The 21,456-nt window shown below is 74.6% G+C and carries 21 protein-coding genes; 10 read left to right on the top strand and 11 right to left on the bottom strand.

Annotated features, from left to right (window positions below; translation table 11 throughout):
• The first annotated feature begins 10 nt into the window (after positions 1-10).
• Positions 11-1,066, top strand: a complete 1,056-nt coding sequence (locus IE332_RS34945; protein WP_189924535.1) for an SDR family oxidoreductase — start codon at positions 11-13, stop codon at positions 1,064-1,066.
• A gap of 90 nt (positions 1,067-1,156) precedes the next feature.
• Here the strand turns inward: IE332_RS34945 and IE332_RS34950 are convergent, their stop codons facing one another.
• From IE332_RS34950 to IE332_RS34965, 4 genes are all read right to left on the bottom strand, one after another.
• Entirely contained in the window at positions 1,157-1,867 is a 711-nt protein-coding gene (locus IE332_RS34950) for a hypothetical protein (RefSeq protein WP_189924537.1), read from the bottom strand.
• 136 nt (positions 1,868-2,003) lie between these two features.
• Complete coding sequence (locus tag IE332_RS34955) at positions 2,004-2,657, bottom strand: class I SAM-dependent methyltransferase (RefSeq protein WP_189924539.1); 654 nt, start codon at positions 2,655-2,657, stop codon at positions 2,004-2,006.
• Positions 2,654-3,148: a hypothetical protein gene (locus IE332_RS34960; protein WP_189924541.1), complete on the bottom strand. Its 495-nt coding sequence runs from the start codon at positions 3,146-3,148 to the stop codon at positions 2,654-2,656. Before IE332_RS34960 ends, IE332_RS34955 begins: the two co-directional genes overlap by 4 nt.
• A 60-nt stretch (positions 3,149-3,208) precedes the next feature.
• The gene (locus IE332_RS34965; protein ID WP_189924543.1) at positions 3,209-3,439 is read right to left on the bottom strand and encodes a hypothetical protein; all 231 of its coding nucleotides are present in this window, start codon (positions 3,437-3,439) and stop codon (positions 3,209-3,211) included.
• Positions 3,440-3,566: 127 nt separating this feature from the next.
• Between IE332_RS34965 and IE332_RS34970 the strand changes: the two genes are divergently transcribed.
• The gene (locus IE332_RS34970; RefSeq protein WP_189924545.1) at positions 3,567-4,196 is read left to right on the top strand and encodes a hypothetical protein; all 630 of its coding nucleotides are present in this window, start codon (positions 3,567-3,569) and stop codon (positions 4,194-4,196) included.
• Here the strand turns inward: IE332_RS34970 and IE332_RS34975 are convergent.
• The 3 genes from IE332_RS34975 to IE332_RS34985 all read right to left on the bottom strand — a co-directional run bounded on the left by IE332_RS34975 (position 4,187) and on the right by IE332_RS34985 (position 9,073).
• Positions 4,187-6,379: an acyltransferase family protein gene (locus IE332_RS34975; protein WP_229929153.1), complete on the bottom strand. Its 2,193-nt coding sequence runs from the start codon at positions 6,377-6,379 to the stop codon at positions 4,187-4,189. The two genes, IE332_RS34970 and IE332_RS34975, sit on opposite strands and share 10 nt — an antisense overlap.
• A 147-nt stretch (positions 6,380-6,526) precedes the next feature.
• Complete coding sequence (locus tag IE332_RS34980; protein WP_308437651.1) at positions 6,527-8,263, bottom strand: glycosyltransferase family 2 protein; 1,737 nt, start codon at positions 8,261-8,263, stop codon at positions 6,527-6,529.
• Positions 8,264-8,506: 243 nt separating this feature from the next.
• Complete coding sequence (locus IE332_RS34985) at positions 8,507-9,073, bottom strand: GNAT family N-acetyltransferase (protein WP_189924547.1); 567 nt, start codon at positions 9,071-9,073, stop codon at positions 8,507-8,509.
• Between the two features lie 279 nt (positions 9,074-9,352).
• Between IE332_RS34985 and IE332_RS34990 the strand changes: the two genes are divergently transcribed.
• The 5 genes from IE332_RS34990 (at position 9,353) to IE332_RS35010 (ending at position 13,814) form a co-directional block, all read left to right on the top strand.
• Positions 9,353-10,333 carry a lysozyme gene (locus IE332_RS34990; RefSeq protein WP_189924549.1) on the top strand — a complete coding sequence of 327 codons (981 nt, stop codon included), beginning with the start codon at positions 9,353-9,355 and terminating at the stop codon, positions 10,331-10,333.
• Between the two features lie 327 nt (positions 10,334-10,660).
• Positions 10,661-11,296 carry a hypothetical protein gene (locus IE332_RS34995; RefSeq protein WP_229929154.1) on the top strand — a complete coding sequence of 212 codons (636 nt, stop codon included), beginning with the start codon at positions 10,661-10,663 and terminating at the stop codon, positions 11,294-11,296.
• 71 nt (positions 11,297-11,367) lie between these two features.
• Entirely contained in the window at positions 11,368-12,378 is a 1,011-nt protein-coding gene (locus IE332_RS35000) for a DUF1996 domain-containing protein (protein WP_189924551.1), read from the top strand.
• Positions 12,379-12,435: 57 nt separating this feature from the next.
• Positions 12,436-12,996 carry a sigma-70 family RNA polymerase sigma factor gene (locus IE332_RS35005; RefSeq protein WP_189924553.1) on the top strand — a complete coding sequence of 187 codons (561 nt, stop codon included), beginning with the start codon at positions 12,436-12,438 and terminating at the stop codon, positions 12,994-12,996.
• Complete coding sequence (locus IE332_RS35010) at positions 12,993-13,814, top strand: anti-sigma factor family protein (protein ID WP_229929155.1); 822 nt, start codon at positions 12,993-12,995, stop codon at positions 13,812-13,814. The genes IE332_RS35005 and IE332_RS35010 overlap by 4 nt, the downstream gene beginning before the upstream one ends.
• Positions 13,815-14,110: 296 nt before the next feature.
• Here the strand turns inward: IE332_RS35010 and IE332_RS35015 are convergent, their stop codons facing one another.
• The 4 genes from IE332_RS35015 to IE332_RS35030 all read right to left on the bottom strand — a co-directional run bounded on the left by IE332_RS35015 (position 14,111) and on the right by IE332_RS35030 (position 19,209).
• On the bottom strand, positions 14,111-15,799 hold the full coding sequence (locus IE332_RS35015) for a S53 family peptidase (RefSeq protein ID WP_189924555.1): 1,689 nt from the start codon (positions 15,797-15,799) through the stop codon (positions 14,111-14,113).
• 260 nt (positions 15,800-16,059) lie between these two features.
• A complete protein-coding gene (locus IE332_RS35020) occupies positions 16,060-17,895 on the bottom strand; it encodes a M1 family aminopeptidase (RefSeq protein WP_189924557.1) in 1,836 nt (611 codons plus the stop codon).
• Positions 17,896-18,064: 169 nt separating this feature from the next.
• Entirely contained in the window at positions 18,065-18,418 is a 354-nt protein-coding gene (locus tag IE332_RS35025; RefSeq protein ID WP_189924624.1) for a hypothetical protein, read from the bottom strand.
• A gap of 161 nt (positions 18,419-18,579) precedes the next feature.
• On the bottom strand, positions 18,580-19,209 hold the full coding sequence (locus tag IE332_RS35030; RefSeq protein ID WP_189924559.1) for a maleylpyruvate isomerase N-terminal domain-containing protein: 630 nt from the start codon (positions 19,207-19,209) through the stop codon (positions 18,580-18,582).
• A 201-nt stretch (positions 19,210-19,410) separates the two neighbouring features.
• On the opposite strand from IE332_RS35030, the gene IE332_RS35035 reads away from it, so the two are divergent.
• From IE332_RS35035 to IE332_RS35045, 3 genes are all read left to right on the top strand, one after another.
• Positions 19,411-20,034 (top strand): LysE family transporter, encoded by a 624-nt coding sequence (locus IE332_RS35035; RefSeq protein WP_189924561.1) that lies wholly within the window; start codon positions 19,411-19,413, stop codon positions 20,032-20,034.
• A 214-nt stretch (positions 20,035-20,248) separates the two neighbouring features.
• Positions 20,249-21,016: a TetR/AcrR family transcriptional regulator gene (locus IE332_RS35040; protein WP_189924563.1), complete on the top strand. Its 768-nt coding sequence runs from the start codon at positions 20,249-20,251 to the stop codon at positions 21,014-21,016.
• Between the two features lie 105 nt (positions 21,017-21,121).
• Positions 21,122-21,448 carry a hypothetical protein gene (locus IE332_RS35045; protein ID WP_189924565.1) on the top strand — a complete coding sequence of 109 codons (327 nt, stop codon included), beginning with the start codon at positions 21,122-21,124 and terminating at the stop codon, positions 21,446-21,448.
• Positions 21,449-21,456: the final 8 nt, after the last annotated feature.

A 21,456-nucleotide genomic window follows, 5' to 3' on the forward strand; every position in this document is an offset into this window, starting at 1 on the left:
GGAGCGCAGCATGACGTCCGTCCCGCCGCCCCGCACGCTCGTCCTCGGCGCCACCGGCTTCCTCGGCCGCTGGCTGGTCCTCGAACTCCTCACCCGCGGCGAGCCGGTGGCCGCCGCCGTCCGCGACCCCGCCCGTGCCACCACCCTCCGGCACTGGCTGCGCGCGCACGGCGCCGACGACACCGCCCTGACCACCGTCGCCGCCGACCTCACCCGCCCCGGCCTCGGCCTCTCCCCCGAGGACGACGACCTGCTCACCGGAGTCCGCGACGTCCACAACCTCGCCGCCCGCTACGACTTCGGCCTCACCCGCGCCCAGGCCGAACCCCCCAACGTGCACGGCGCCCTGCACGCGCTGCGGTGGTCCGCCACCCGGCCCGGACTACGCCGGCTGGTCCATCTCTCCGGCTACCGCGTCGGCCGCGACCCGGCCCCGCGCTACCCGCTGGACGAGCGCGCGACCTCCGCGCTCTACACCCGCCTCGGCGCGTACGAGGCCTCCAAGCAGCTCGGCGACGCCGCCGTCCGCGTCACCGCGCCCGGCCTCGGCGTGCCGCTCACCACCGTCAACCCGAGCAGCGTGATCGGCCACTCCCGGACCGGCGAGGCCGGCCAGTACCTCGGCCTGGCCCAGCTGGTCCGCCAACTCCACCGCGGGCGCCTCCCGTTGCTGCCCGGCACCCGGCGCACCTTCCTGCCCGTCGTCACCGTCGACCACCTGGCCCGCTTCCTGACCGCCGTCCCCGAGCACGACCGCGCCCCGTTCCGGGCCCACACCGTCCTCGACCCCGCGACCCCGGCGCTCTCCGAGCTGATCGGCCTCCTGGCGTCCCACCTGGGCGTCCGCCCACCCCGGGGCCTGATCCCCGTCCGCCTGGTCCGCCGCCTCCCCCGCGCCCTCACCGGCGCCGACCCCGAGACCCTCACCTTCCTCTCCGAGGACCGCTACGACACCGCCTCCGCCGACCGCCTCGCCACCGCCGCCGACCTCACCCACCCGCCGCTGACCCCCGCCCTGACCCGCTGGGCCACCCGCCTGGTCGAGGAGGACTTCGGGGCCTCATGAGACCCGCACAGGAAGTCGGCCCGGCCGACTTCCTGTGCGACGGCGCCGCCGAGGAGCGGCGTGGACGTCCCACGGGAGTCGCGGCGCCGGCTACCCGAGGCTCTCCGCGACGCGGATCAGCTCCTCGTCCGAGAGCCTCGGTGGGGCGCCGGTGGTGACGACGAAGGTGTAGGTCCCGTCCGACCACGTCAGCGAACGGGGACTGCCGTTGCCGTCCTGGGTGATCGTCGCGGGGTGACCCTTGACGGTGGCGGCCCGGCCGTCCGGCGGCGTGCTGCTCCGACGAATCTGACTGATGATCAGGGACCCGTGTACGTCGGGCTCCGTGCCCAGCGTGTACCCGATGGCCCAGGCCGGGGTGTCGGTCGGGAGCGGGGCCAGCCCGGGCACCTGGGCCATCCTGCCTGCCGGATAGGGATAGTAGTTCTCCGGCAGGAACGCGGGCCGGCGGAGGTCGCGCTCGTCGAAGTGGACGGCGGGCTTGCCGGTGGCGTCGTGCATCGCCCTGGTCCCGAGCGGCTTGTTCAGGTGGGTGGTGATCTGTCCGTAGCCGCCCGGGTCGCAGAACCCCGGGGCGACGGTGTGCCGCAGGGACACCTTCACCGCGTCGGCGGACTCGCGCACCACGAGCTCGGGCCGCTTCTCACAGCCCCAGCCGATGCTGAGGGTCAGCGTCCGGCCGTCCGAGCCGACCAGCAGCGGATAGCCGGCCACCGGGCCTTCGTAGACCTTCGTCTCCGGGCCCCGGTTGATCCACGCGTTGATCGCGAGCCCGCCACCGAGAACGGCTACGGCGGCCACGGCGGTCAAACGATTCCCTCGTCCACGCTTCGACATCTGACGGACGCTACCGTGCCCGTGTTTGCGGCAAGCATCCGGACGGCGGGGTCAGGTCGGCGGGGTCCGGACGGCGGGGTCCGGACGGTCCGGTCCGTCGTCATGAGTCCCCGACCGGGGTGGAGCCGGCCGGCCGTTCGAAGACCAGCTCCGTCCAGTGCACGGCGCCCCGGCCGTGCAGGTCGCCGCGGGTGGTGCGGTGCAGGAGGCGCAGGCCGCGGTCGGTGGCGAGGTCGACGGTGTGCTCGGGTGGGAGGTCGAACATCCGGCGCCCGGGTGGGACGGGGCCGTGCCGGAGGGTGAGGGCGAGGCGGCCGCCGGGGGCGAGGAGGGTGGCGAGGGCGTCCATGGCGGGCGGGCGTTCGGCGGGGGTGAGGTGCATCCAGACGGCGGTGAGCAGGACGAGGTCGTAGCGCTCGCCCTCGGCGAGGAGTCCCGGCAGCCCGGGCAGTGCGTCGGGGAGCCAGCGGATGCCCGTTCCCGCGTGCAACCGCTCGCCGTGGGCGCGGAGTTCGGGGGTGGGTTCGGCGGCCACCACCCGGTGGCCGAGGGCGGCGAGGGCGGCGGCGTCGCGGCCGGTGCCGGCGCCGATGTCGAGGACGGCGGCGGGTGGCGCCGGGTAGTGGTGCAGCAGTTCGCCGTGGACCTCGGCGAAGCTCACGCTCTCGTACTGGACGGCGAGCTGTTCGGCCGCCTCGCCGTATCCCGCGGTGCTCGGGAGCTCGCCGTTCCCGGTGCCGTCGACGTCGTTCATTGGACCTCCCGGACGATCACCGCGTCGCCGGCGGCGGCCGCCCCGGCGAAGAAGTCCCGCAGTTCGCGCAGGTCGTGGACGACCCGGGCGGCCACCGACTCGGACCAGGGCGCCGGGTAGCCGAGGTGCGCGACCGTCCGGGCGAGGATGCTGTCCTGCTGGCGGACGAGTTCGCCGAGCGCCGAGCCGCGCAGGAAGGCGGAGGCCGCCACGACCTGGTCGGGGCGCAGCACGGGCATCCCGGTGCCCGGTTCGGGGCGCTCGCCGCCGTAGACGGGCAGCCGGGCGGCCGGATCGGGGTGCAGGCCGTTCTCGGTGAGTGCGAGTTCCATCAGCACGGCGGTGCGCCGGACTCCGAGGGCGAGCCCGGCGGCGGCCAGCCGGTCGTACCGGACGTCGTGGTCCCGGGGCACGAGTTCGCCGAGTTCCTCCGGCGAGCAGGTGTCGACGGCCTGACCGGGCAGGCGGCGCCAGAAGTGATCCACACTCACCCGCTCAGCGTAACGAAGGCCCGGCCGCGCCGTGGAGCGGGACCGCCGTAGGGCATGCGTTCAGGCCTCGCCGGGGTGCCAGGCGGGCCATTCCCAGGGGCGGTCGGCCCAGCGGACGCGCTCGGGGTCGCGCGGGTCGAGGTCGGGGAAGAGCTCGTGGATACGCGGCTCGAACTCCTCGGGGGCGAGTGGCTCCCAGCCGTGGCCCTCGAAGTGGACGAGGCGGTAGCGGCTGTCGGTCCGGAACTCGGCCACCTCGACCACGGGTGCGGACGTGCTGTTGGTCTCCATGACCCCAAGCATGTGGCGCGGTGGCAATCAACGCCCGCTCAGACCCCTCTTCCGGGTCATGTCCCGGCGTCGGCGCGCTCGTTGAGCACGGAAAGGTACGACGGGGGGCTGCGGGAAGGACGAGCACATGACTGAGCAGCCCACCGGAGGGCAGTGGCAGTGGCCGCGGGACGCGTGGCAGCCCCCTCCGGTCCCCACCGCTCCTCCGCTCGCGACCACCACGGCTTCCACCGCCGCCGCATCGACCGGCGCGCCCCGGCGCCGGTCGCGCCGGGTGTGGGCGGCCGCGGCGGCGGGCACGGGCGCCGTGCTGGCGTCCGTGCTGGTGATGTGCGGTCCGGGCTCGGGTGACGTGCTGAGCGTGACGGCCCTGCCGGAGGCCTCGCCGTCCGCTTCGGACCCGGCCGCGCGGCTGCTGCCGGTGTCCCCGGTGCCGGCCACCCCCGCGCCGTCCCCGCTGCCGGCCCCGGTCCCGGAGGGCGGCACCACGAGCGGAACCGGGACGGCGGCGGCGGCCGAGGCCGGGACGGCGGACGCCCGGCACGGGTCGGCGAGCCCGCGTCCGAAGCCGGGCCACGGCTCGAAGGCCACCGGTCCGGCCCGCGGGGCGTCGGACGCGCCCGCCCCGGCGGCTCCGGGGGCGGGCGCCTCGGTGCCGGGCGCCGGCCCGGGCACCATCTGTGACCAGGCCGAACGCATGGGCCGCTGGCCGGCCGGCTCGGAGCAGGCCCGGCTCTGCCGCGGCGTCTACGGCTGAGCCGGCACCGCTCCGGGAGCCGCCGCGCCCCCGGTCACCCCCAGCAGCCCCTTGTCCAGCCGGGGCGCCAGCACCCGCGCCAGGGTGTCGGTGATGTGCCCGGTGTCCCGGTACAGCACCACGCCTTCGAGCGCGGCCGGGCAGGAGGGCCCGGTGCCGGGGCAGAGCAGCGGACCGAGGTCCAGGGTGCGGACGCCGTACCGGGCGGCGAGTCCGCCGTCGAGCAGCGGGTCGGGCTCGAAGGCGGTGTCGCGCGGGAAGAAGCAGGCGTCCGAACGCCCGTCCGAGGCGGCCAGGCAGGTCGGGATGTCCTTGCCGGGCATCGGGGTGTCGCCGAGGTAGGCGAGCGGGGCGCCGAGTGCGGTGAGCCGGTCGAGGGTGCGGGTCCAGCCTTCGGTGCGCTCCTCGGGGCTGCCGTACCGGTTGAGGCCGGAGAGCATGATCAGGCGCGGCTTGGGGCCGGAGGTGAGCCGGGTGAGGGTGTTCTCGCGCCAGCGGTCGCACTCCTCGAAGGTGCGGCCGAGCACGTTGTTGCGCACGGTGAGGGTGGCCAGCGGGCAGCCGGGCTTGACCAGGACCTCCAGGGCCCAGTGCCGCTGCTCGGCCATGGCGAGGGCGGCGGAGATCCACTGCCCGGCGTGCGAGTCGCCGAGCAGCACGATCCGGTCGGGGCTGTCCTCGGCGCCGAAGAGGCAGCGCGGGCTGCTGTCGGCGTTGAGCGGGATCTCGCAGCCCTTGCCGGGCGGGAAGTCCTCGCGGGCGCGGGCCAGCGAGGGCGTGAGGGTGAGCACCCGGGCGCCGGGGGCGAGCAGGCCGGGCCCGTCGACGGCCCCGGCGGGTGCGACGGCGGGGGTGTCCGCCGTGCCCCCGAGGGCGCGGACGGTGCCGCCGCCGAGGGTGAGCGCGGCGATCAGCGGGATGACCAGGGCGCTCGCGCCGACGGCGAGGCCGCGCCGGGGCGCCGGGCTGCTGCCGTGGCGCAGCGGCTGTTCGACCAGCCGGAGGGTGAGCCAGGCGGGCAGCGCGGCGGCGGCGGTGAGCGCGACCAGGGCGGTCCAGGGCAGCGCGCCGTACCGGGCCTGGGCGATGGTCAGCACCGGCCAGTGCCAGAGGTACCAGGCGTACGAGAGGCGTCCGGCGGCGCGCAGCGGGCGGGCGGCGAGCAGACCGCCGGCGTCGGCCCGGCCCGGCGGGTGGTGCCCGGCGAGCAGGACGGCGGCGGTGCCGAGGACGGGCAGCAGCGCGGCGGCGCCGGGGAACGGGGTGGTGCGGTCGTACAGGAAGAGCGGTGCCAGGACGGCCGCGAGGCCGAGCCAGCCGAGCAGTCGCAGCGACCACCGGGCGGGGCGCCGCTCGGCCCGGGCGCCCAGGGCGCCGCCGAGCAGGGCCGCGCCCGCTCCGGCCGCGAACTCCCAGAGGCGGCTGCCGGTGGAGAAGTAGGCCAGCGGGGCCGAGGTCTGGGTCCAGCGCAGGCAGAGCACCAGGGACACGACGCCGATGGCGGCGGTGGCGAGGGTGATCGCGAGGGTGCGGCGGCGCCCGTGCAGGTAGCGGGCGAGGCCGAGCAGCAGGACGCCCCAGAGCAGGTAGAACTGGTTCTCCACGCCGAGGGACCAGAAGTGCTGGAGCGGGCTGGGGTCGCGTTCGGCGGCCAGGTAGTCGGTCTGCTGGCCGACGAAGCGCCAGTTGGCGAACTGGCCGGCGGCGGCGATCAGGTCCCGGGCGAGGTCGGTGCCGCGCAGCGGGTCGAGCAGGGCTCCGCCGGCGGCGGCGGTGGCGACCAGGACGGTGGCGGCGGCGGGCAGGATCCGGCGGGCGCGGCGGGCGGCGAAGTCCCGCAGGCCGAGCGGGCGGCCGGTCAGCATCCCGGTGATCAGGAAGCCGGAGATGACGAAGAAGACGTCGACGCCGATGTAGCCGCCGGTCAGGCCGGGTACGGCGGCGTGGAAGGCGAGGACGGACAGCACGGCGAGGCCGCGGAGTCCTTCGATGTCGGGGCGGAAGGCGGCGCGTCGGCGGGGTTGCCCGCGGTCGGCGACGGCGGTGCTCTTCGGGGCGGCGATCTCCCGCTCCACCCGGACGACCCCGGGGAGCAGATCGGCGGCGCCCGGAGCGGGCGCGGAGGGCGCGGACGAGGACGGTGAAGAGGACGGTGAAGGCGATGGCGGTACGGCCGTGGGCACGGCGGCGCTCCTTGGCAGGGTGGCAGCGGTGGTCGGGCCCGCCGGGCCGATGGGGCGGCCGGGCGGATTCCGCGCCGGTGGGGCGACGCGCGAGGAGTCTCAGTGGTGGATCGCCGTCATGGAATTGACGATCCGTCAGAAACGAACTCAGAAGATCAGCGGATCGGCCCAGCCGGACGCCAGCAGCCCGCAGAGCAGCAGCACGGCGGTGACGGCGACGGACTCGGCATGGCCGAACCCGAGCTCGGAGCGGCTCCGGACGGGCGCGGCGACCTCGCCGACGGTGGCGCCCTTGCCACCGTTCGCACCGTTCAGGAGCGGCCACAGGGCCTTGATCAGCGGGATCATGGTGTACGCGGTGAGCCCGAGCAGCGCGGCGAGCGCCCAGTACGGCCGCCAGCCGTGCAGCAGTGCGGCCCGGACCAGCCCGACGACGCCGGCGAGGACGACGAACCCGAGCCAGCCGACCCCGATCCGGGCGACCGCGCGGGCGAGTGAACTGCCACCCGACACGGCGCCGGTGGGCACCCAGTCGGCGGAGCGGCGGCGCAGCGCGTGCGCGATGGCGACCACGTGGCAGAGCCCGCCGAGGAGTTGGACCCGGGTGACCTCGAAGCGCCAGCGGGTGCGGGACATCGCGGGCAGCAGCACCAGGGCGACCCAGATCGGCGGCAGGAAGGGGAGCACCTGCCAGGGCTGGATCTCCTCGGGGCGGAAGAACAGCATGATCAGGGCGGGCAGCGGCACGGCGAAGACGTTCACCGCGCTGGTGACGTACCCGAGGATGCCGTTCCAGAAGCAGAGCCGGGCGGAGCGGGGCAGCGGTCCCTTGCGGAAGCCGGGGTCGCCGACGAGGGCCAGGGAGCCGAGGCACCAGCGGTACTGCTGGCTGATGAAGGCGGGCAGGCCGGTGGGCGACATGCCCTTGGCGACCAGCGCGGGCACGTAGCGGGTGGACCAGCCGGCCCGGGCGAGGGCGAGGCCTGTGTAGAGGTCCTCGCTGTGGTCGATCTCGGCGAAGCCGCCGATCCGCTTCAGCGCGGCGCGGCGGTAGAGGGCGTTGGTGCCGCAGCAGACGGTGCCGTCCTGCGCGTCCCGGGAGGGCTGGATCCAGCGGTAGAAGATCTCCTGGGTGGCTCCCGCGGCGCGTTCGAGCCAGGACATGTCCGCGTCCGTGTCGAAGCACTGCGGGCTCTGCACGATGCCGACCTCGGGGTTGTCGAGGTAGGGCACCAGGTGGTGCAGGAAGTCGGGGCGGGGGCAGAAGTCGGCGTCGAGGACGGCGACGATCTCGCCGGTGCCCTCGGCCAGGCCGTGGTTGAGGTTGCCGGCCTTCTTGAAGCGGCCCCGGTCGGGGCGGGCGCGGTACCGGAAGCCGTAGGACTCGGCGAGTTCGCGCACCTCGGGGCGGTCGGCGTCGTCGAGGACCAGGACGGTCAGTTCGCCGGGCCAGCGGACGGCGGCGGTGTGCCGGTAGGCGTTGTCGAGGACGGCCAGCGGTTCGCCGGCGGTGGGCAGCAGCAGGTCCACGCTCGGGTGGCGGGCGGGCTGCCAGGCGCGCATCAGCAGGTCGTGCGAGTCGCGGGTGAAGCGGCGGGCGCGCTGGCCGTCGGTGAGGGAGAGCAGCCAGGTGGCCGCGTTGAGCACGGTGAGCACCAGGAACGGCCAGAGCAGCGGCTTGCTGAGGGCGAACAGGCCGAGCGTGGCGGTGGCTCCCGCGTAGGAGAGGGTGGCGCAGAGCAGCACCCAGCGGCGCTGCGGGCCGAAGTACCAGTAGAGCTCCTCGTCGTCGGGCGGGCTGGGCAGGCGCAGGTCGGGGTCCGCGGGTGTCCGGCGCGGACCGGCGTCGGGTGCGGGCATGGCGGTGCCATGGAGTACGGGCATGCGGAAGTGGCCCCCCTGGGCGATGGACGGAACGTGGCCGTTCGCGCCCAGCCTCTCACATTGGCCTAGACCAATCATGAACGAGGTATGACATCTCCGCATCGGCCCAGCTCAGCGACTTGACGCCGCATCACCTGCCGGATTCACGTCGAGCGGAACTGAACCGGGCCCCGAGCGCGGCCCGTCGGACGGACCACGCCCGGGGCCCGCCCCAGGAGGTTTCGGAAGCTCGTCAGGCAGCCGTCAGGAGGCCTTCAGCTCCTTGACCAGGTGCTCGAAGCGGAGGTCGGGCCGCAGCGGGACGCCGAAGCGCTCGTCGCCGTACGGGAACGGGCTGAACTCGCCGGTGCGGCGGAAACCCCGCCGCTCGTACCAGGCGATCAGCTCGGCGCGCTGCTCGATCACCGTCATCTCCATCGCACCGACGCCCCACTCCTCCCCGGCCAGCCGCTCGGCCTCGGCCAGCACCGCCCGGCCGACCCCGCCGCCCTGCAGGCCCGGGCGCACCGAGAACATGCCGAAGTAGGCGCGCTCGCCACGCCGCTCCAGCTGGCAGCAGGCGACCAGCTCGCCGCCGCGCTCGGCCAGCAGCACCAGCCCCTCGGCGTGGCCGACGGCCTCCGCGACGGCCTCGGGGTTGGTCCGCCGCCCGGCCAGCAGGTCGGCCTCGGTGGTCCAGCCGGCCCGGCTGGCGTCGCCCCGGTAGGCGGACTCGACCAGCTCGACCAGGGCCGGGACGTCGGCGGGCGTGGCCGGCCGGAAGACGGGCTCCCCCACGGGTCGGGCGTCGTCGGTGGTGGTGTCGGTCATGGCTGGTCCTCTCCTCCGTGCTGCGGCGCGGCCCCGTTCCGGCCGGCCCGCGGGCATCGTGTCACAGCGCCCGGGCCGCCCTCGGGGCCGGGGACCGGCAAGACCGGCAACGGGTGTTGCCGCTGGGGCCGATCCGGCACCTGTGGCGGCGGTTCACGATGTGTCCCGAGATGCCTGGCGGTACGGCCGGGGGCCTGGCTACTGTTCGGTACGGCCGCGCCAACCCCCGGCCTCACCGGGCCACTTGGGCCCTTCCCGCACCGGACCAGAGGAGTGCTCATGCCCCGCTCTTCCCGCTCCGCCCGCACCACCCCCGGCACCGCCACCCCCGGCACCGCCCCCGGCACCGCCACCGCCCCCGGCACCGCCACCGCCCGCACCGCCACCGCCCGCACCGCCCGTCGGCTGCCCGCCGCGGCCGCGCTCGCCGCCGCGACCGCCCTGGCCGCCGGCCTCGCCGCCCCGGCCGCACCCGCGTTCGCCGACCAGGACACCAGCGTCGCCGCGGCCGCCGCCGTCGCCCCCGTCGCCGAGGGCACCGCCGCCTTCCACCCGGACCGCGACTTCGCCGGCTCCACCGTCGCCGCCCACGAGGGCCGCACCGCCGCCGCGCCCTTCGCCTCCCTCGCCGCCACCCAGACCCCCGGGCTGGACGTCGCCAGCTACCAGGGCAACGTCGCCTGGTCCTCGGTCGCGGCCAACGGCGCCAAGTTCGCCTACGTGAAGGCCACCGAGGGCACCGGGTACACCAACCCGTACTTCGCCCAGCAGTACAACGGCTCCTACAACGCCGGCCTGATCCGCGGCGCCTACCACTTCGCGCTGCCGAACGCCTCCTCCGGCGCCACCCAGGCCAACTGGTTCGTGAACCACGGCGGCGGCTGGTCCGCCGACGGCAAGACCCTGCCGCCCGCACTGGACATCGAGTACAACCCCTACGGCGCCACCTGCTACGGCCTCAGCCAGAGCGCCATGGTCAGCTGGATCCGCGACTTCAGCAACACCGTGCACTCCCGCACCGGCCGCTACCCCACGATCTACACCACCACCAACTGGTGGACCCAGTGCACCGGCAACAACGGCGGCTTCGGCACCACCAACCCGCTCTGGGTCGCCCGCTACGCCTCCACCGTCGGCACCCTGCCGAACGGCTGGGGCTACCAGACCTTCTGGCAGTTCGCGGACTCCGGCACCTTCCCGGGCGACCAGAACTACTTCAACGGCGCCGCCGACCGCCTGCGCGCCCTCGCCCTCGGCTGACACCCCCGCGGACGGACGCACCGGTGCGGGGCGGCGCCGCAGCGCGCCCCGCACCGGCTCGGCCTCCGAGCAACCCCCGCGCGTGCGGGGCCGACTCGTCCCGGTACGGGACGGGGGTTCGCGGGGCGTTCGGGTGCTTGATCGCCTGCCGGCCCTCGGGAACGGGATCGTGGATCGTGCAGGAGACCGTCGACACGCCCCGTTCGCCACCCGCGGGAAAGAATTTCCCGCCGACGTTGAACCGTTCCCCTTCGGGACTCGTGTGAAGGGTGCCCGGGCGGCCACCGCCCGGATCGTCAAACACCCACTCTCCAGGGGGAGTTCACCATGCCGAAGTTCGCCACGCCCACGTTCGCCCGGCCCGGGTTCACCGCGCGCCGGATGCTCGCCGCCACCGGCGTCGCCGTGCTCGCTCTCGCGGCCGGCGCCTGCGGCCCGGACACGGCCGACGGGTCCGGCGGGAGCGCGGCCACGTCCGCCGCCGCCCCTCCGGCCGCGGCCGCCACGTCGTCAGCCCCGGCCACGGGCGGCACCGGCGGCACCGGCGGGGTCCGGCTCGTGGCCGTGAAGTCGGCCACGCTCGGGCCGGTCGTCACCGACTCCGCCGGCCGGACCCTGTACCGCTTCGACAAGGACACCGCCAAGCCGTCCGCGAGCACCTGCGTCGACGCCTGCGCCGCGAAGTGGCCGCCGCTCACCGCCCAGGACGCGGTCCAGGTCACCGGCGTGGACTCCGCCCTGGTCGGCAGTGTGGCCCGGCCGGACGGGACGAAGCAGGTGACCCTCAACGGCTGGCCGCTCTACCGCTTCGCCGGGGACACCGCGGCGGGGCAGACCAACGGGCAGGGCGTCGGGGGCACGTGGTTCGCGAGCACGCCCGAGGGGAAGAAGGCGCCGGGCACGACCGGGCAGGCCGCGTCGCCGACCGCCGCGCAGAGCGGCGGCTACTCCGGAGGCTACTGACCCCCGTTCACGGCGGCGAGGCGGCCGGCGCCGCCTTGCCCGTGCGGGGACCCGTCGCCCAGACTGTCGCGGTGCACCGGAACCGCAGTCACCACTGGTCGGGGGGTGTCGCCCTCCCGGTCGGCGTCCTGCTCTGCCTCGTCCTGGGGCTGTCGCTGTTGGCGGTCCGGTTCCGGCCCGGCGGGCCGGAACCGGCGTCCGAGTTCGTCGACATCACCGCGGTGGCGGCCACCGCGCCCGCGCCGTCGGCCGTCGGCCCGGACGCCTCCGGCGGCTCGTACGCCCAGGACTGCGGACGCAACCAGGAGGGCCACCGCAACGCCGACAACGTGGTGGTCTCCCCCGGGACGGCGGGCGGCGCCCACCACGTGCACGACTACGTCGGCAACCTCTCCACGGACGCGGACTCCACCGACGACAGCCTCTCCGCGGCTCCGACCACCTGCACCGACGGCGACCGCTCGACGTACTACTGGCCGGTGCTGCGCCGCACCGACCGCGTCGCCCCGGCGCCGAGCACCGCCGTGGCGGCCTCCGACGACCCGCACGACGTCCCCGGCGAGATCCTCGCTCCCGAGCGGGTCTCCATCGAGTACCTCGGAAATCCGTGGTCGAAGGTCGTGCCGATGCCGCGCTTCCTCCGGCTCCTGGAGGGCGACCCGACCGCCGCCACCGACGGCGGAGCCGAGGCCGGCGCCCGCTGGGGCTGTGCGGGATTCACCGACCGCACGACCACCGACCGCTACCCGCTCTGCCCCGCCGGCAGCATGCTCACCCGCACCCTGGACTTCCCCAGCTGCTGGGACGGACGCGGCACCGACAGCCCGGGCCACCGCTCCCACGTGCGGTTCCCGTCCGCCGGCGGCCTCTGCCCGCACGGCACCTTCGCGATCCCGCACCTGCGGGTGACCGTCGGCTACCTCCCGCCCCCACCCCGGGCCTTCGCCCTGGACGCCTTCCCCGAGCAGCGGCACAGCCCGCTCACCGACCACGCCGTGTACATCGGCCTGATGACCGACCGGCAGATGGCCTCCGTGGTGGCCTGCCTGAACGAGAACCGCAACTGTCGGGAATCCGGTTGAACCGGACGGCCGCCGCGTACGTGCTGGACGTGGCACCCGACGACGGAGGAATGGCGGATGGCGAGGACACGACCGGGCGGGCGGCAGGACGCCGCCGACGAGGCACTGATCCGAACGCTCTACGAGCAGCACGGCGGCGCACTGCTCGCCTACGCCGTCCGGCTCACCGGTGACCGCGCGGCGGCCGAGGACGCCGTGCAGGAGACGCTGATCCGGGCCTGGCGCAACCCCGAGGCGCTGACCGAGGCCCGGGGGTCGGTGCGCGGCTGGCTGCTGACCGTTGAGCGCAACCTGATCACCGACCGGTTCCGGGCCCGGGCGGCACGGCCGGCCGAGGTGGCGGAGGTCTCCGAGGCGACGGCCACCGTGCCGGTCGAACGCGACCACGCCGAGGGCGTGGTGGAGACGCTGGTGATGTCGCAGGCGCTGGAACGCCTGTCGCCCGAACACCGCGACGTGCTGCGCTCGATCTACTTCCAGCGGCTGTCGGTCACCGAGGCCGCGGAGCAACTGGGCATACCCGCCGGGACGGTCAAGTCCCGCGCGCACTACGCGCTCCGGGCGCTCCGGCGCTCGTACACCGACAGGACGGGGACGTGGCAGGAGGTGTCGGTGTGACCAGGGACGACGCGGGCATGGGCGGCATGGGCACGGAAGATGTGAACACGAACGGTGCGGGTGCGGACGGCATGGGCACGGAGGGTACGGGCCCGGTGTCGCACGAGCGGATCGCCGAGCTCGTCGGCGCCCACGTGCTGGGTGTGCTCGATCCGGACGAGTCGGCGGCGGTCGAACGACACCTGGCCGACTGCCCCGCTTGCCGACAGGAGGTGGCCGAGTTGCGGGAGTTGGAGACCGTCCTGGGCGAGGTACCGCCCGAGCTACTGGTGGACGGCCCGCCGGCGGGCGGTGACCTGCTGCTGCAGCGGACCCTGCGGCAGGCACGGGCGGAACGCGGCGCGTCGCTGGTCCGGCGCCGGACCCGGATCGGCGCGGTCGCGGCCGTCGCGGCGGTGGCGGCGCTGGTCCTCGGGATCGCCGTGGGCCGCGGCACGGTCACCGCACCGCCGGTGGCCGCCGGCCCGGCCCCGACCGCAGCGCCGACCGCGACCGTCACCCCGCCGCCGGCCGGGACCAGGACCGGCTCCGTGACGGATCCGGCCACCGGTGCCCGAATGACACTGACGATGACCCCGGCGATGGGCTGGGTGCGGGTGAACGCGGCGGTCACCGGAATCCCGGCCGGCCAGCGCTGCCACCTGGTGGTCAACGCCAGGGGTGGGGCGACGTCGGACGCGGGCAGCTGGCTGGTCTCCACTGTCGGCGCCAAGTCCGGTACCACGTTGGACGGTTCGGCGATCGTCCCGCCGGATGACGTGGTCTCGGTGTCGGTCGTCAACGAGTCCGGGCAGACCTTCGTGACGGTCCCGGTGTAGGGCCCGCCCCGACGACGCCCCGGTGTCCCGGTCGACACCGGGAGGCCCGGCCGCGCCGGCTGCTCCGGGAGCAGTCCGGCGCGGCGGTCGGCGGCGGTCGGCGGCGATCGCCGCGTACTCGGGAGAACGTGAGGAGAACTCGTGTCACTGAGGCCGCACTTCAACGGCGCCGCCGACCGCCCTCGCCCTCGGCTGACACGCCCGCGCCCGCGCCCGCAGACGCAAACGCAGACACACGCACCGGTGCGGGGCGCCGCAGCGCGCCCCGCACCGGCCTGTCGGACCGAAGAGAAGGTTCACAGGGCCTTGAGGCCGTCCAGGAGCCGCTGGCCGTCGATGCTGCCGAGGCCGGTGCACGGGTCCCAGCCGGGCCCGGAGGCGTAGGCCCCGTTGCTGCCCTGGGTGACGTCCCGCAGCACGCCGGTCGCGAACTTGGCGTAGAGCAGCGGGTTGAGGAAGCCGACCTGGGCGGAGCCGGGCAGTCCCTGGTTGATCCGGGCGAGCAGGGCGGACCACATCGGGGCGGAGGCGCTGGTGCCGCCGATCTGGTTGAAGTGCACGCCGTCCACGCTCGGGATGACCACGCCGGTACGGGGGTCGGCCAGCCCGGACACGTCGGGCACGCCGCGCCCGTGGCCGTGCGGCGGGTTGACGGAGGGCGGCACGTGGACGGCGGCCTGGAAGGGCGGCACCGGGAAGACCTTGCTGATTCCGCCGCCGGTGCGGCTGCCGGGGCCGTCGTCCCAGCAGACCTCGCTGACGACCTTCCCGTGGTCGACCACCAGACTGGTGCCGCCGATGCCGAGCACGTGCGGGCTGGACGCCGGGAAGTCGGCGTGGGCGCGCTCGTCGTCGGCCTGGTCGCGGGAGCCGTCGTCGCCCGAGGCGCAGCAGATGCTGATGTTCTTCTCGGCCGCGTTGGCGAAGGCGGCGTCGACCCGCTTCATCGCCCCGGCCGTCCACCGACCGCCCGGGACGGCCTCCAGGTTGCCGTAGCTGGAGGAGATCACCGTGGGCCGGTTCTCGGTGTCGTTGACGATCCGGGTGATCACGTCCACCCAGCCCTGTTCGGTGAAGGCGCTGAAGTAGACGACGATCTTCGCCTTGGGTGCGAGGGCGCCGACGATCGCCAGGTCGAGCATGATCTCGCCGCTGGTGTCGGCCGTCTCGAAGTCGGCGTCCTGCCCCGGTTCGTTGCCGGGGGTGCCGACGCCCGGGATCACCACGTTGGTGATGTCCGGCATGTCCTGGTGCAGGACGTTGACGAAGTAGTTCCGCAGTGCCTTGAGCGAGTAGCCGCCGGACGGGATGCCGGGCGGCGTCTCGCCGTTGAAGGCGAGGACGGCGATGCACTGCCCGCTGCCGTCGGTGCCGGCCGGGTAGGCGTACGGCGCCTGCAGCTGCGGCGGGAGGAAGGCGCCCGGGCGGACGGTCGGGGCGGCGTGCGCCACCGGGACGGTGTCGGCGGCCCGGCGGATCAGCAGCCGTGCGCCGATCGGCCGGTCGTCCAGGCCGAAGACCCCGGTGACGATGCCGTCCAGCTCGGCGGGCAGGTAGATCTGGCCTTCCCGGCCGCGGTACGTCCGGGGGTTCCCGCCGGCGTCCTGGTAGCGGTAGCGGGCCAGGGTGACCCGGAAGGCGTCGGCGACGTCCTGGGTGGTGCCGGTGAGCTGGATGCTGCGGGCCATCGGGTCGGGGTTGTCGACCTTGAGGTCGTGCAGGGCGGCGAAGTCCTCGACCGCCCTGAGGTCGGAGTCCAGCCACCGGTGGGCCGCGGCGTACTGGTCGTCGGTGGGCAGCGAGCGCCTGGTCGGCGCCTGGAGCGCCAGCTGGTAGACGTCCGGCCGGGCCGGCGCGTCGGGGGCGCGCCGCAGGTAGACGGTGACGGTCAGGGGGGTCTGGGAGTGGGCCGGTCCGATGACCCGCGCTCCGCCGAGCGGAACGCGGGAGCTGTCCGGCAGCGCCACGTAGTGGGTGCTCGACATGATCGCTCCAGCGGTCGGGGCTGCGCCGGGAGCTCGCGACGGTGGGTCGTGCGCTTTCGACTGTCCGTATACGGCACACGCTTATGTCGTATACGGACAGCGTCTCTCCGGTCCCGCGCGACGTCAAGCGGTGCCGCCCCCGGCCGGAACCGGGGGCGACACCTCGCTTCTACCTTTCGGCACCGGGTCAGAGCGCCCCGGAGGCGAGCGGGCGAGTCACCCGCCCCGAGCCGCGTCATGGGCGAGCGGGCGAGTCACAGCTAGCCCTCGATGCGGTGCTGGCTCCAGAAGGAGGTCAGGTCCACCGTGGTGGCGGCCTGGGCCGCAGCCTTGAACTCAGCGGTGGTGGAGACGCCGTACCAGTGCGACTGTGCGTAGCCGCGCAGCAGCGTGGTCATCGCGCTGTCGCCGATGGTGCGGCGCAGGTCGTGCAGGGCGCACTTGCCGTAGCCGTAGACGACCGTGGAGTAGCGGGAGGAGTTGGCGTCCCAGTAGGCCATGGAGTTGGTGATCTTCTCCGCCGCCGAGGCCCAGGAGACGCTGTTCCAGCAGCCGTTGCCGGTCTTGCCGAGGGCGAGGTCGGTGGCGTAGTCGGTGAAGGCCTCGTCCAGCCAGGGGGCGTTGTACTCGTCGTCGCCCACGATGCCGTAGAACCACTGGTGGCCGATCTCGTGAGTGAGCGCGGTGGTGCTGACCAGGTCGAGGACGAAGCCCGGGTACTCCATGCCGCCGAACCAGAAGTTGTTGTCGATCACCGCGTCCAGTTCGCCGTACGGGTAGGCGCCGAAGCGCTGGGCGTGGGCGTCGACCGCCGAGGTCGCGGTGGTGAGCATCGACTTGGCGTCGGCGGCGCTGATCCCCGACACCGAGTAGACGTTGACCTTCACCCCGGCCGCTGAGGTGCCGGAGATCTTGGTGAACGGCCCGGCGCCCCAGGCGAAGTCGCGCACCTTGCTCGCGGTGGCCTTGGTGACGGTCCGTCCGGCCGCGCCGGGGGTGTCCACCGAGGTACCGGTCGCGGGCACCAGCAGGCCGGTCGGGTGGTCCAGGGTCACGGTGAAGTCCGCGGCCACCGAGTAGAAGGACTCGCCGTTGTTGGTGTAGGGGTCGAGGTGCCAGCCGGCCGCGTCGCGTATCGCGAGGACGGGCAGGGCGTTGCCGAGGAAGTTGTACGCGCCGTCGTGGCCGAAGCGGTCGGCGCCGCTGGGCACGGTGATGCCGAGGTCGAAGCCGACGGTGCCGCTCTGGCCCTGCGCGAGCGGCGCCGGCAGGGTGACCTTGAGCGCGGTGCAGTTCACGCTGAGCGGGGCGGGGGTGCCGCCGGTCACGTTGGTCACCGTGATCGGGGTGCTGGGGCAGCTGCCGTGGGCGTTGTCCCACAGCCGCAGGTACACCTCGGTGAGCGGCGTGGGCGAGGCGTTGCTGAAGGTGACGCTCTCGTGCCCGCTCCAACTGCCGCCCGAGGCGTCGCTGGTGAGGTTGACGGTGTACCCGGGGGCGGCCGGGGTGCGGGTCGGGTCGCCGGGCTGGGGCGGGGTGGTGCCGCCGAAGGCGTCCAGGGTGACGTCGTCCAGCACGAAGCTGGTCTGCAGGCTGGAGTCCTCGGTGCCGGTGAAGGAGAGCGTCGCGGTCTGGCCCGCGAAGGCGGAGACGTCGACGGTCTTGTGCACGTACCCGCTCTGGGCGTCCAGGTTGGAGTAGGTGGCCAGCGTGGTGGAGCCGAGTTTGACGGTCAGCTTGTCGTAGGCGGTGGAGGTGGTGGTCTCGGCAGTGTCGATGTGCAGCCAGAACCCGAGCGTCGCGGTGCCGCACCCGGTGGGGAGGGTGACGGACTGCGTGAGGGTGTCGGTGTGGGTCGAGCCGTTGCCGTCGAGCCAGACGTAGGAACTGCCGGAGTGGGCGCTCTGGCCGCTGTCGGCGGTGATCGCGCCGCTCGACGCCGTCCAGGGCGAACTGCCGGACTCGAAGCCGCCGTTGGCCACGACCTGGGCGGGCGTGCAGTCCGCGGCGCTCGCCACCGTGGGGGTGGCGAGCGCCGTGAGACCGGCGGCCGCGAACAGGGCGGCGCCGGTCAGGGCAGGCAGGAGTCTTCTCATCGGGACCTCTCGTGGGGAAGCGGGCCGGGAGCAGCAGCGTGACAGCAAACCCGCACCTTTGAAAAGGTCATGACATCAAGCGGAACGCGAACCCCGAAGACCCCTCACGGCCCCGAGAGGCCCCGAGGGGCCCCGAGGGACCCGCGCGGGGAAGGTCAGCGCGGGAACGTCAGCGCGGGTCGACCAGCTCCTGCGCGAAGACCGTGCCGAGCGGCTCCGGGCCGATGTACTGCTGGCAGTTGCAGGGCCGCGCCTCGTACTGCAGCGGACGGCGGTCGGCGTCCCAGGCGGTCGGGGCCTCGACGACCTCGTGGCAGCGCCCCTGCTTGTCGTGCTTGGCCAGGTGGTGGGTGCAGCCGCAGATCGGCTCCGGCGGCCGGTTCGCTGCCTCCAGCGCGGCGTGCTTGCGCTCGGTGGCGGCGAGCAGCTCCATCTTGCGCTCGTGCCGCACCTTCAGCGCCTGCCGGGCGTCCTTGACGATCCACCCGCTGCCGTACAGCACGACGGGCAGCACCCACCACATGCTCAGGACATGGTCCACTGAACTCTCCCCCGATCGGGCCTATTCCGGCCGCTGATCATACTGCTGACCAGGGGTTACCGACCCCCGCCGGACGACCGGGCCCCCGGGGCGGCCCGGGGGCCGCCGAGCTCAGCGGTTGGCCGGCTCGGTGGAGAGCCGGCTCAGCGGATGACCGGCAGCACCGCCCCCGCGGTCCGGCCGGTCGCCGCCTCGATGAAGGCCACCGGGTCGGCGACCTCCGCCAGCAGGGCCCGGGTCGCGGCCAGGGCCTCGTCGGCGGGCGGCGGGCCGCCGACGGCCGCGATCAGGTCGAGCAGGTGGACGGTCGCCTCCATCAGCGCCACCTCGCCGAGCGCGCCCAGCCGCACGCTGCCGAGCAGCGGGTGCGCCACCGTGGTGTCCGGCGGCAGGTCGTCGAGTGCGGCCAGGGCAGCCGGCCCCTCGACCCCGAACCGGGCGATCAGTACGGCGGGGTCGGTCCGCCCGGCGGCCTCCTTGGCCGCGTCGGCGATCTGCCCGGCCGCGGTGTGGGCGAGGCCGCCGGGCCGGTTGTAGGCGCGCAGGATCCCGGCGCCGGTGGTGATCCCGGCCGGCGCGTCCAGGACGGCGGCGCGCAACCCGGTGAACATCTCCGGCACGGGCGCCGCGTGCGCGTACAGCTCCCGGACGGTCCACGCGGGCAGCCGGGTCGGCCGGTCCCAGTCCTCGGCGTCCAGGGCGGCGCCGCGCTGCGCCCAGGAGGTCCACGTCATGGCCAACACGGCACGCAGCGGATCGTTCTGACGGCCCATCGGGTCTCCTCGCAACGGTGGCGGTCACGGAACGGCCCACGCTACCCGGCGCCCCGGAAAACCACTTGCCGCCCCGGGCCCCGGCCGCCAGGATCGGCGCATGACCTCCTCCCCCGCCCGCCCGCTGCCCGTGACCGCCGCCTCTCCGGCCCCGGTCCAGCAGCAGCCCGGCCGCCCCCGGAGGCCCGACGCCGCACGCGCGTGAGGGCCGCGCTGGTCGCGGGGCTGCTCGCCGGGTACGGCGTCGCCGTCCCGGTGGGGGCCGTCGGGGCCTACCTCGTCGCGCTCACCGCGCGGACCTCGCTGCGCACCGGTGCCTGCGCCGCCCTCGGCGTGGCCGCCGCGGACGGGCTGTACGCGCTGCTCGCCGCGGTCGGCGGCGGCGGTCTCGCGCCCCTGCTCGAACCGGTCGCCCGGCCGTTGCGGATCGGCTCCGCGGTGGTGCTGCTGGCCCTGGCCGCCCGAACGGCGCACACCGCTCTGCGCAGCCGGTCCGGGGCCGCCGCCGGGCCCGAGCAGCCGCCGCCCACGCCCGCCCGGGCGTTCCTCACCCTGCTCGGGATCACCCTGCTGAACCCGCTCACGGTGCTCTACTTCGCCGCGCTGGTCCTCGGCGGCGGCCGGGACGGGGCGACCTCCGACGCGCTCGCCCGGGCGGTGTTCGTGGCCGCCGCGTTCGCCGCCTCGGCGAGCTGGCAACTGCTGCTCGCCTCAGGTGGCGCACTGCTGGGTCGTGCACTGACCGGCCCGCGCGGCCGACTACTCACCGCACTCGGCTCCGCCGCCCTGGTCGCCTGGCTCGCCGTCCGACTGCTGGTCGGCTGACCAGCGGGGACCGCCGAATTGCCGGATCCGTCAGCTGATAACCGTTTACGCCCGATTCCTACCTTGTATCCTGGTTCTGTATCCGCTGAGTGACATCCGTTGCGGAGAGTTCCGGAGAGTTCCCCTGCGGAAGGATCCGCCGCGGGCCCCGCCGTCCGCCCGACCGTCTCGGGCCCGGCCGACGACGCTGGCACCGACCGTGAGGAGTGCGGACATGGTTGAGCGGGACGGCACCGAGAAGCGGGGGCGGCTGAGCCGGCCGGTGGTGCTCGACGCCGCCGTGGCCCTGGTCGACCGCGAGGGCCTGACCGCGTTGACCATGCGCAGGCTGGCCACCGAACTGGGCGTCGAGTCGATGGCCCTCTACCGCTACACCCCGGGCAAGGAGGCCCTGCTCGACGGCCTGACCGAGGCCTACTTCACCGAGGTCAACGACCGGCTGCGGACCAGCGCCGCGAACGACCCGCACGGCCCCGAGCGGCGCCGCCCGGAGCGGCGCTCCTCCGACCGGCGCCGGCCCGAGTGGCGGCTGGAACTGCGCCGGATCGCCCGGGCGTTCGCGGACGCCGCGCACGCCCACCCGGAGATCCTGCCGCTGGTGGCGACCCGTCCACTGACCGTCCCGATGGTGCGGCGGCCGGCGCCGGTGCTCGAACTCACCGAACACATCCTCGCCGTGCTCGGCCGGGCCGGCTTCGACGACGCGACCGCGCTGAGCGTCTACCGCGCCTTCGTCGCCTGGAACCTCGGCAGCCTGCTGGTCGGCAAGCGCCAGGTGGTCGACAACCCGGAGGAGCCGGACCCGGCCCTGCGGATGGGCCTGCACCGGCTGCCCGCCGCCGAGTACCCGCGGCTGCGCGCCCTGGTGCCCCGCTTCCCCGACTTCGACGACGACGAGGAGATGATCCGCGGCCTCGACAGCCTGCTGGACGGGATGCCGCCGCCTCCCCTTGACGCGTTCTACGGCGACGACGCATCCTGAGGATACGAGGTACACGTCGGACATATCCCTTCACATCGGCGCCGCCGGGCGAGCCGCCAGAGACCGCTCCGGCCCCGTACCGACGGCGCCCGGAAGAAGCTCCCCATGTCCGCCGTTCCGAACGCACCACACGACGACATCCTGCGCCTCCGCGTCACCGCCAAGGACCTGGAGACCCTGCGCGCGCTGCTGCGCGAGACCCGCTCCGACACCGGCGGACGCCCGCACCACGAGGCGGACGGCCGCGTCGGCATCGACGTCTACGCCACCGCCGCCCAGGTGCCCGCCCTCGAACGCGAGGGCGTCACGGTCACCCGGGCCGGCAACGCCAGTGAGGCCGGGCGCGCCGCCCAGGCCGAGGTCGGCAGCGGCGACCGGTTCGCCCCCGCCGACGCCGTTCCGCGCGGCCTGGCCGCCAAGCTCGCCGGCTGACCCGGGAG

Source organism: Kitasatospora xanthocidica, from assembly GCF_014656195.1.
GTDB classification, from domain to species: domain Bacteria; phylum Actinomycetota; class Actinomycetes; order Streptomycetales; family Streptomycetaceae; genus Kitasatospora; species Kitasatospora xanthocidica.

What these genes read in the sequence shown, in the direction of transcription:
- IE332_RS34945 (WP_189924535.1), top strand. Translation starts at nt 11, where the DNA reads ATGACGTCCGTCCCGCCGCCCCGCACGCTCGTCCTCGGCGCCACCGGC.
- IE332_RS34990 (WP_189924549.1), top strand. Translation starts at nt 9,353, where the DNA reads ATGCCCCGCTCTTCCCGCTCCGCCCGCACCACCCCCGGCACCGCCACC.
- IE332_RS34995 (WP_229929154.1), top strand. Translation starts at nt 10,661, where the DNA reads ATGCCGAAGTTCGCCACGCCCACGTTCGCCCGGCCCGGGTTCACCGCG.
- IE332_RS34970 (WP_189924545.1), top strand. Translation starts at nt 3,567, where the DNA reads ATGACTGAGCAGCCCACCGGAGGGCAGTGGCAGTGGCCGCGGGACGCG.
- IE332_RS35005 (WP_189924553.1), top strand. Translation starts at nt 12,436, where the DNA reads ATGGCGAGGACACGACCGGGCGGGCGGCAGGACGCCGCCGACGAGGCA.
- IE332_RS35020 (WP_189924557.1), bottom strand. Translation starts at nt 17,895, where the DNA reads ATGAGAAGACTCCTGCCTGCCCTGACCGGCGCCGCCCTGTTCGCGGCC.
- IE332_RS35030 (WP_189924559.1), bottom strand. Translation starts at nt 19,209, where the DNA reads ATGGGCCGTCAGAACGATCCGCTGCGTGCCGTGTTGGCCATGACGTGG.
- IE332_RS34965 (WP_189924543.1), bottom strand. Translation starts at nt 3,439, where the DNA reads ATGGAGACCAACAGCACGTCCGCACCCGTGGTCGAGGTGGCCGAGTTC.
- IE332_RS34955 (WP_189924539.1), bottom strand. Translation starts at nt 2,657, where the DNA reads ATGAACGACGTCGACGGCACCGGGAACGGCGAGCTCCCGAGCACCGCG.
- IE332_RS35025 (WP_189924624.1), bottom strand. Translation starts at nt 18,418, where the DNA reads ATGTGGTGGGTGCTGCCCGTCGTGCTGTACGGCAGCGGGTGGATCGTC.
- IE332_RS35015 (WP_189924555.1), bottom strand. Translation starts at nt 15,799, where the DNA reads ATGTCGAGCACCCACTACGTGGCGCTGCCGGACAGCTCCCGCGTTCCG.
- IE332_RS34985 (WP_189924547.1), bottom strand. Translation starts at nt 9,073, where the DNA reads ATGACCGACACCACCACCGACGACGCCCGACCCGTGGGGGAGCCCGTC.
- IE332_RS34980 (WP_308437651.1), bottom strand. Translation starts at nt 8,263, where the DNA reads ATGCCCGTACTCCATGGCACCGCCATGCCCGCACCCGACGCCGGTCCG.
- IE332_RS35045 (WP_189924565.1), top strand. Translation starts at nt 21,122, where the DNA reads ATGTCCGCCGTTCCGAACGCACCACACGACGACATCCTGCGCCTCCGC.
- IE332_RS35040 (WP_189924563.1), top strand. Translation starts at nt 20,249, where the DNA reads ATGGTTGAGCGGGACGGCACCGAGAAGCGGGGGCGGCTGAGCCGGCCG.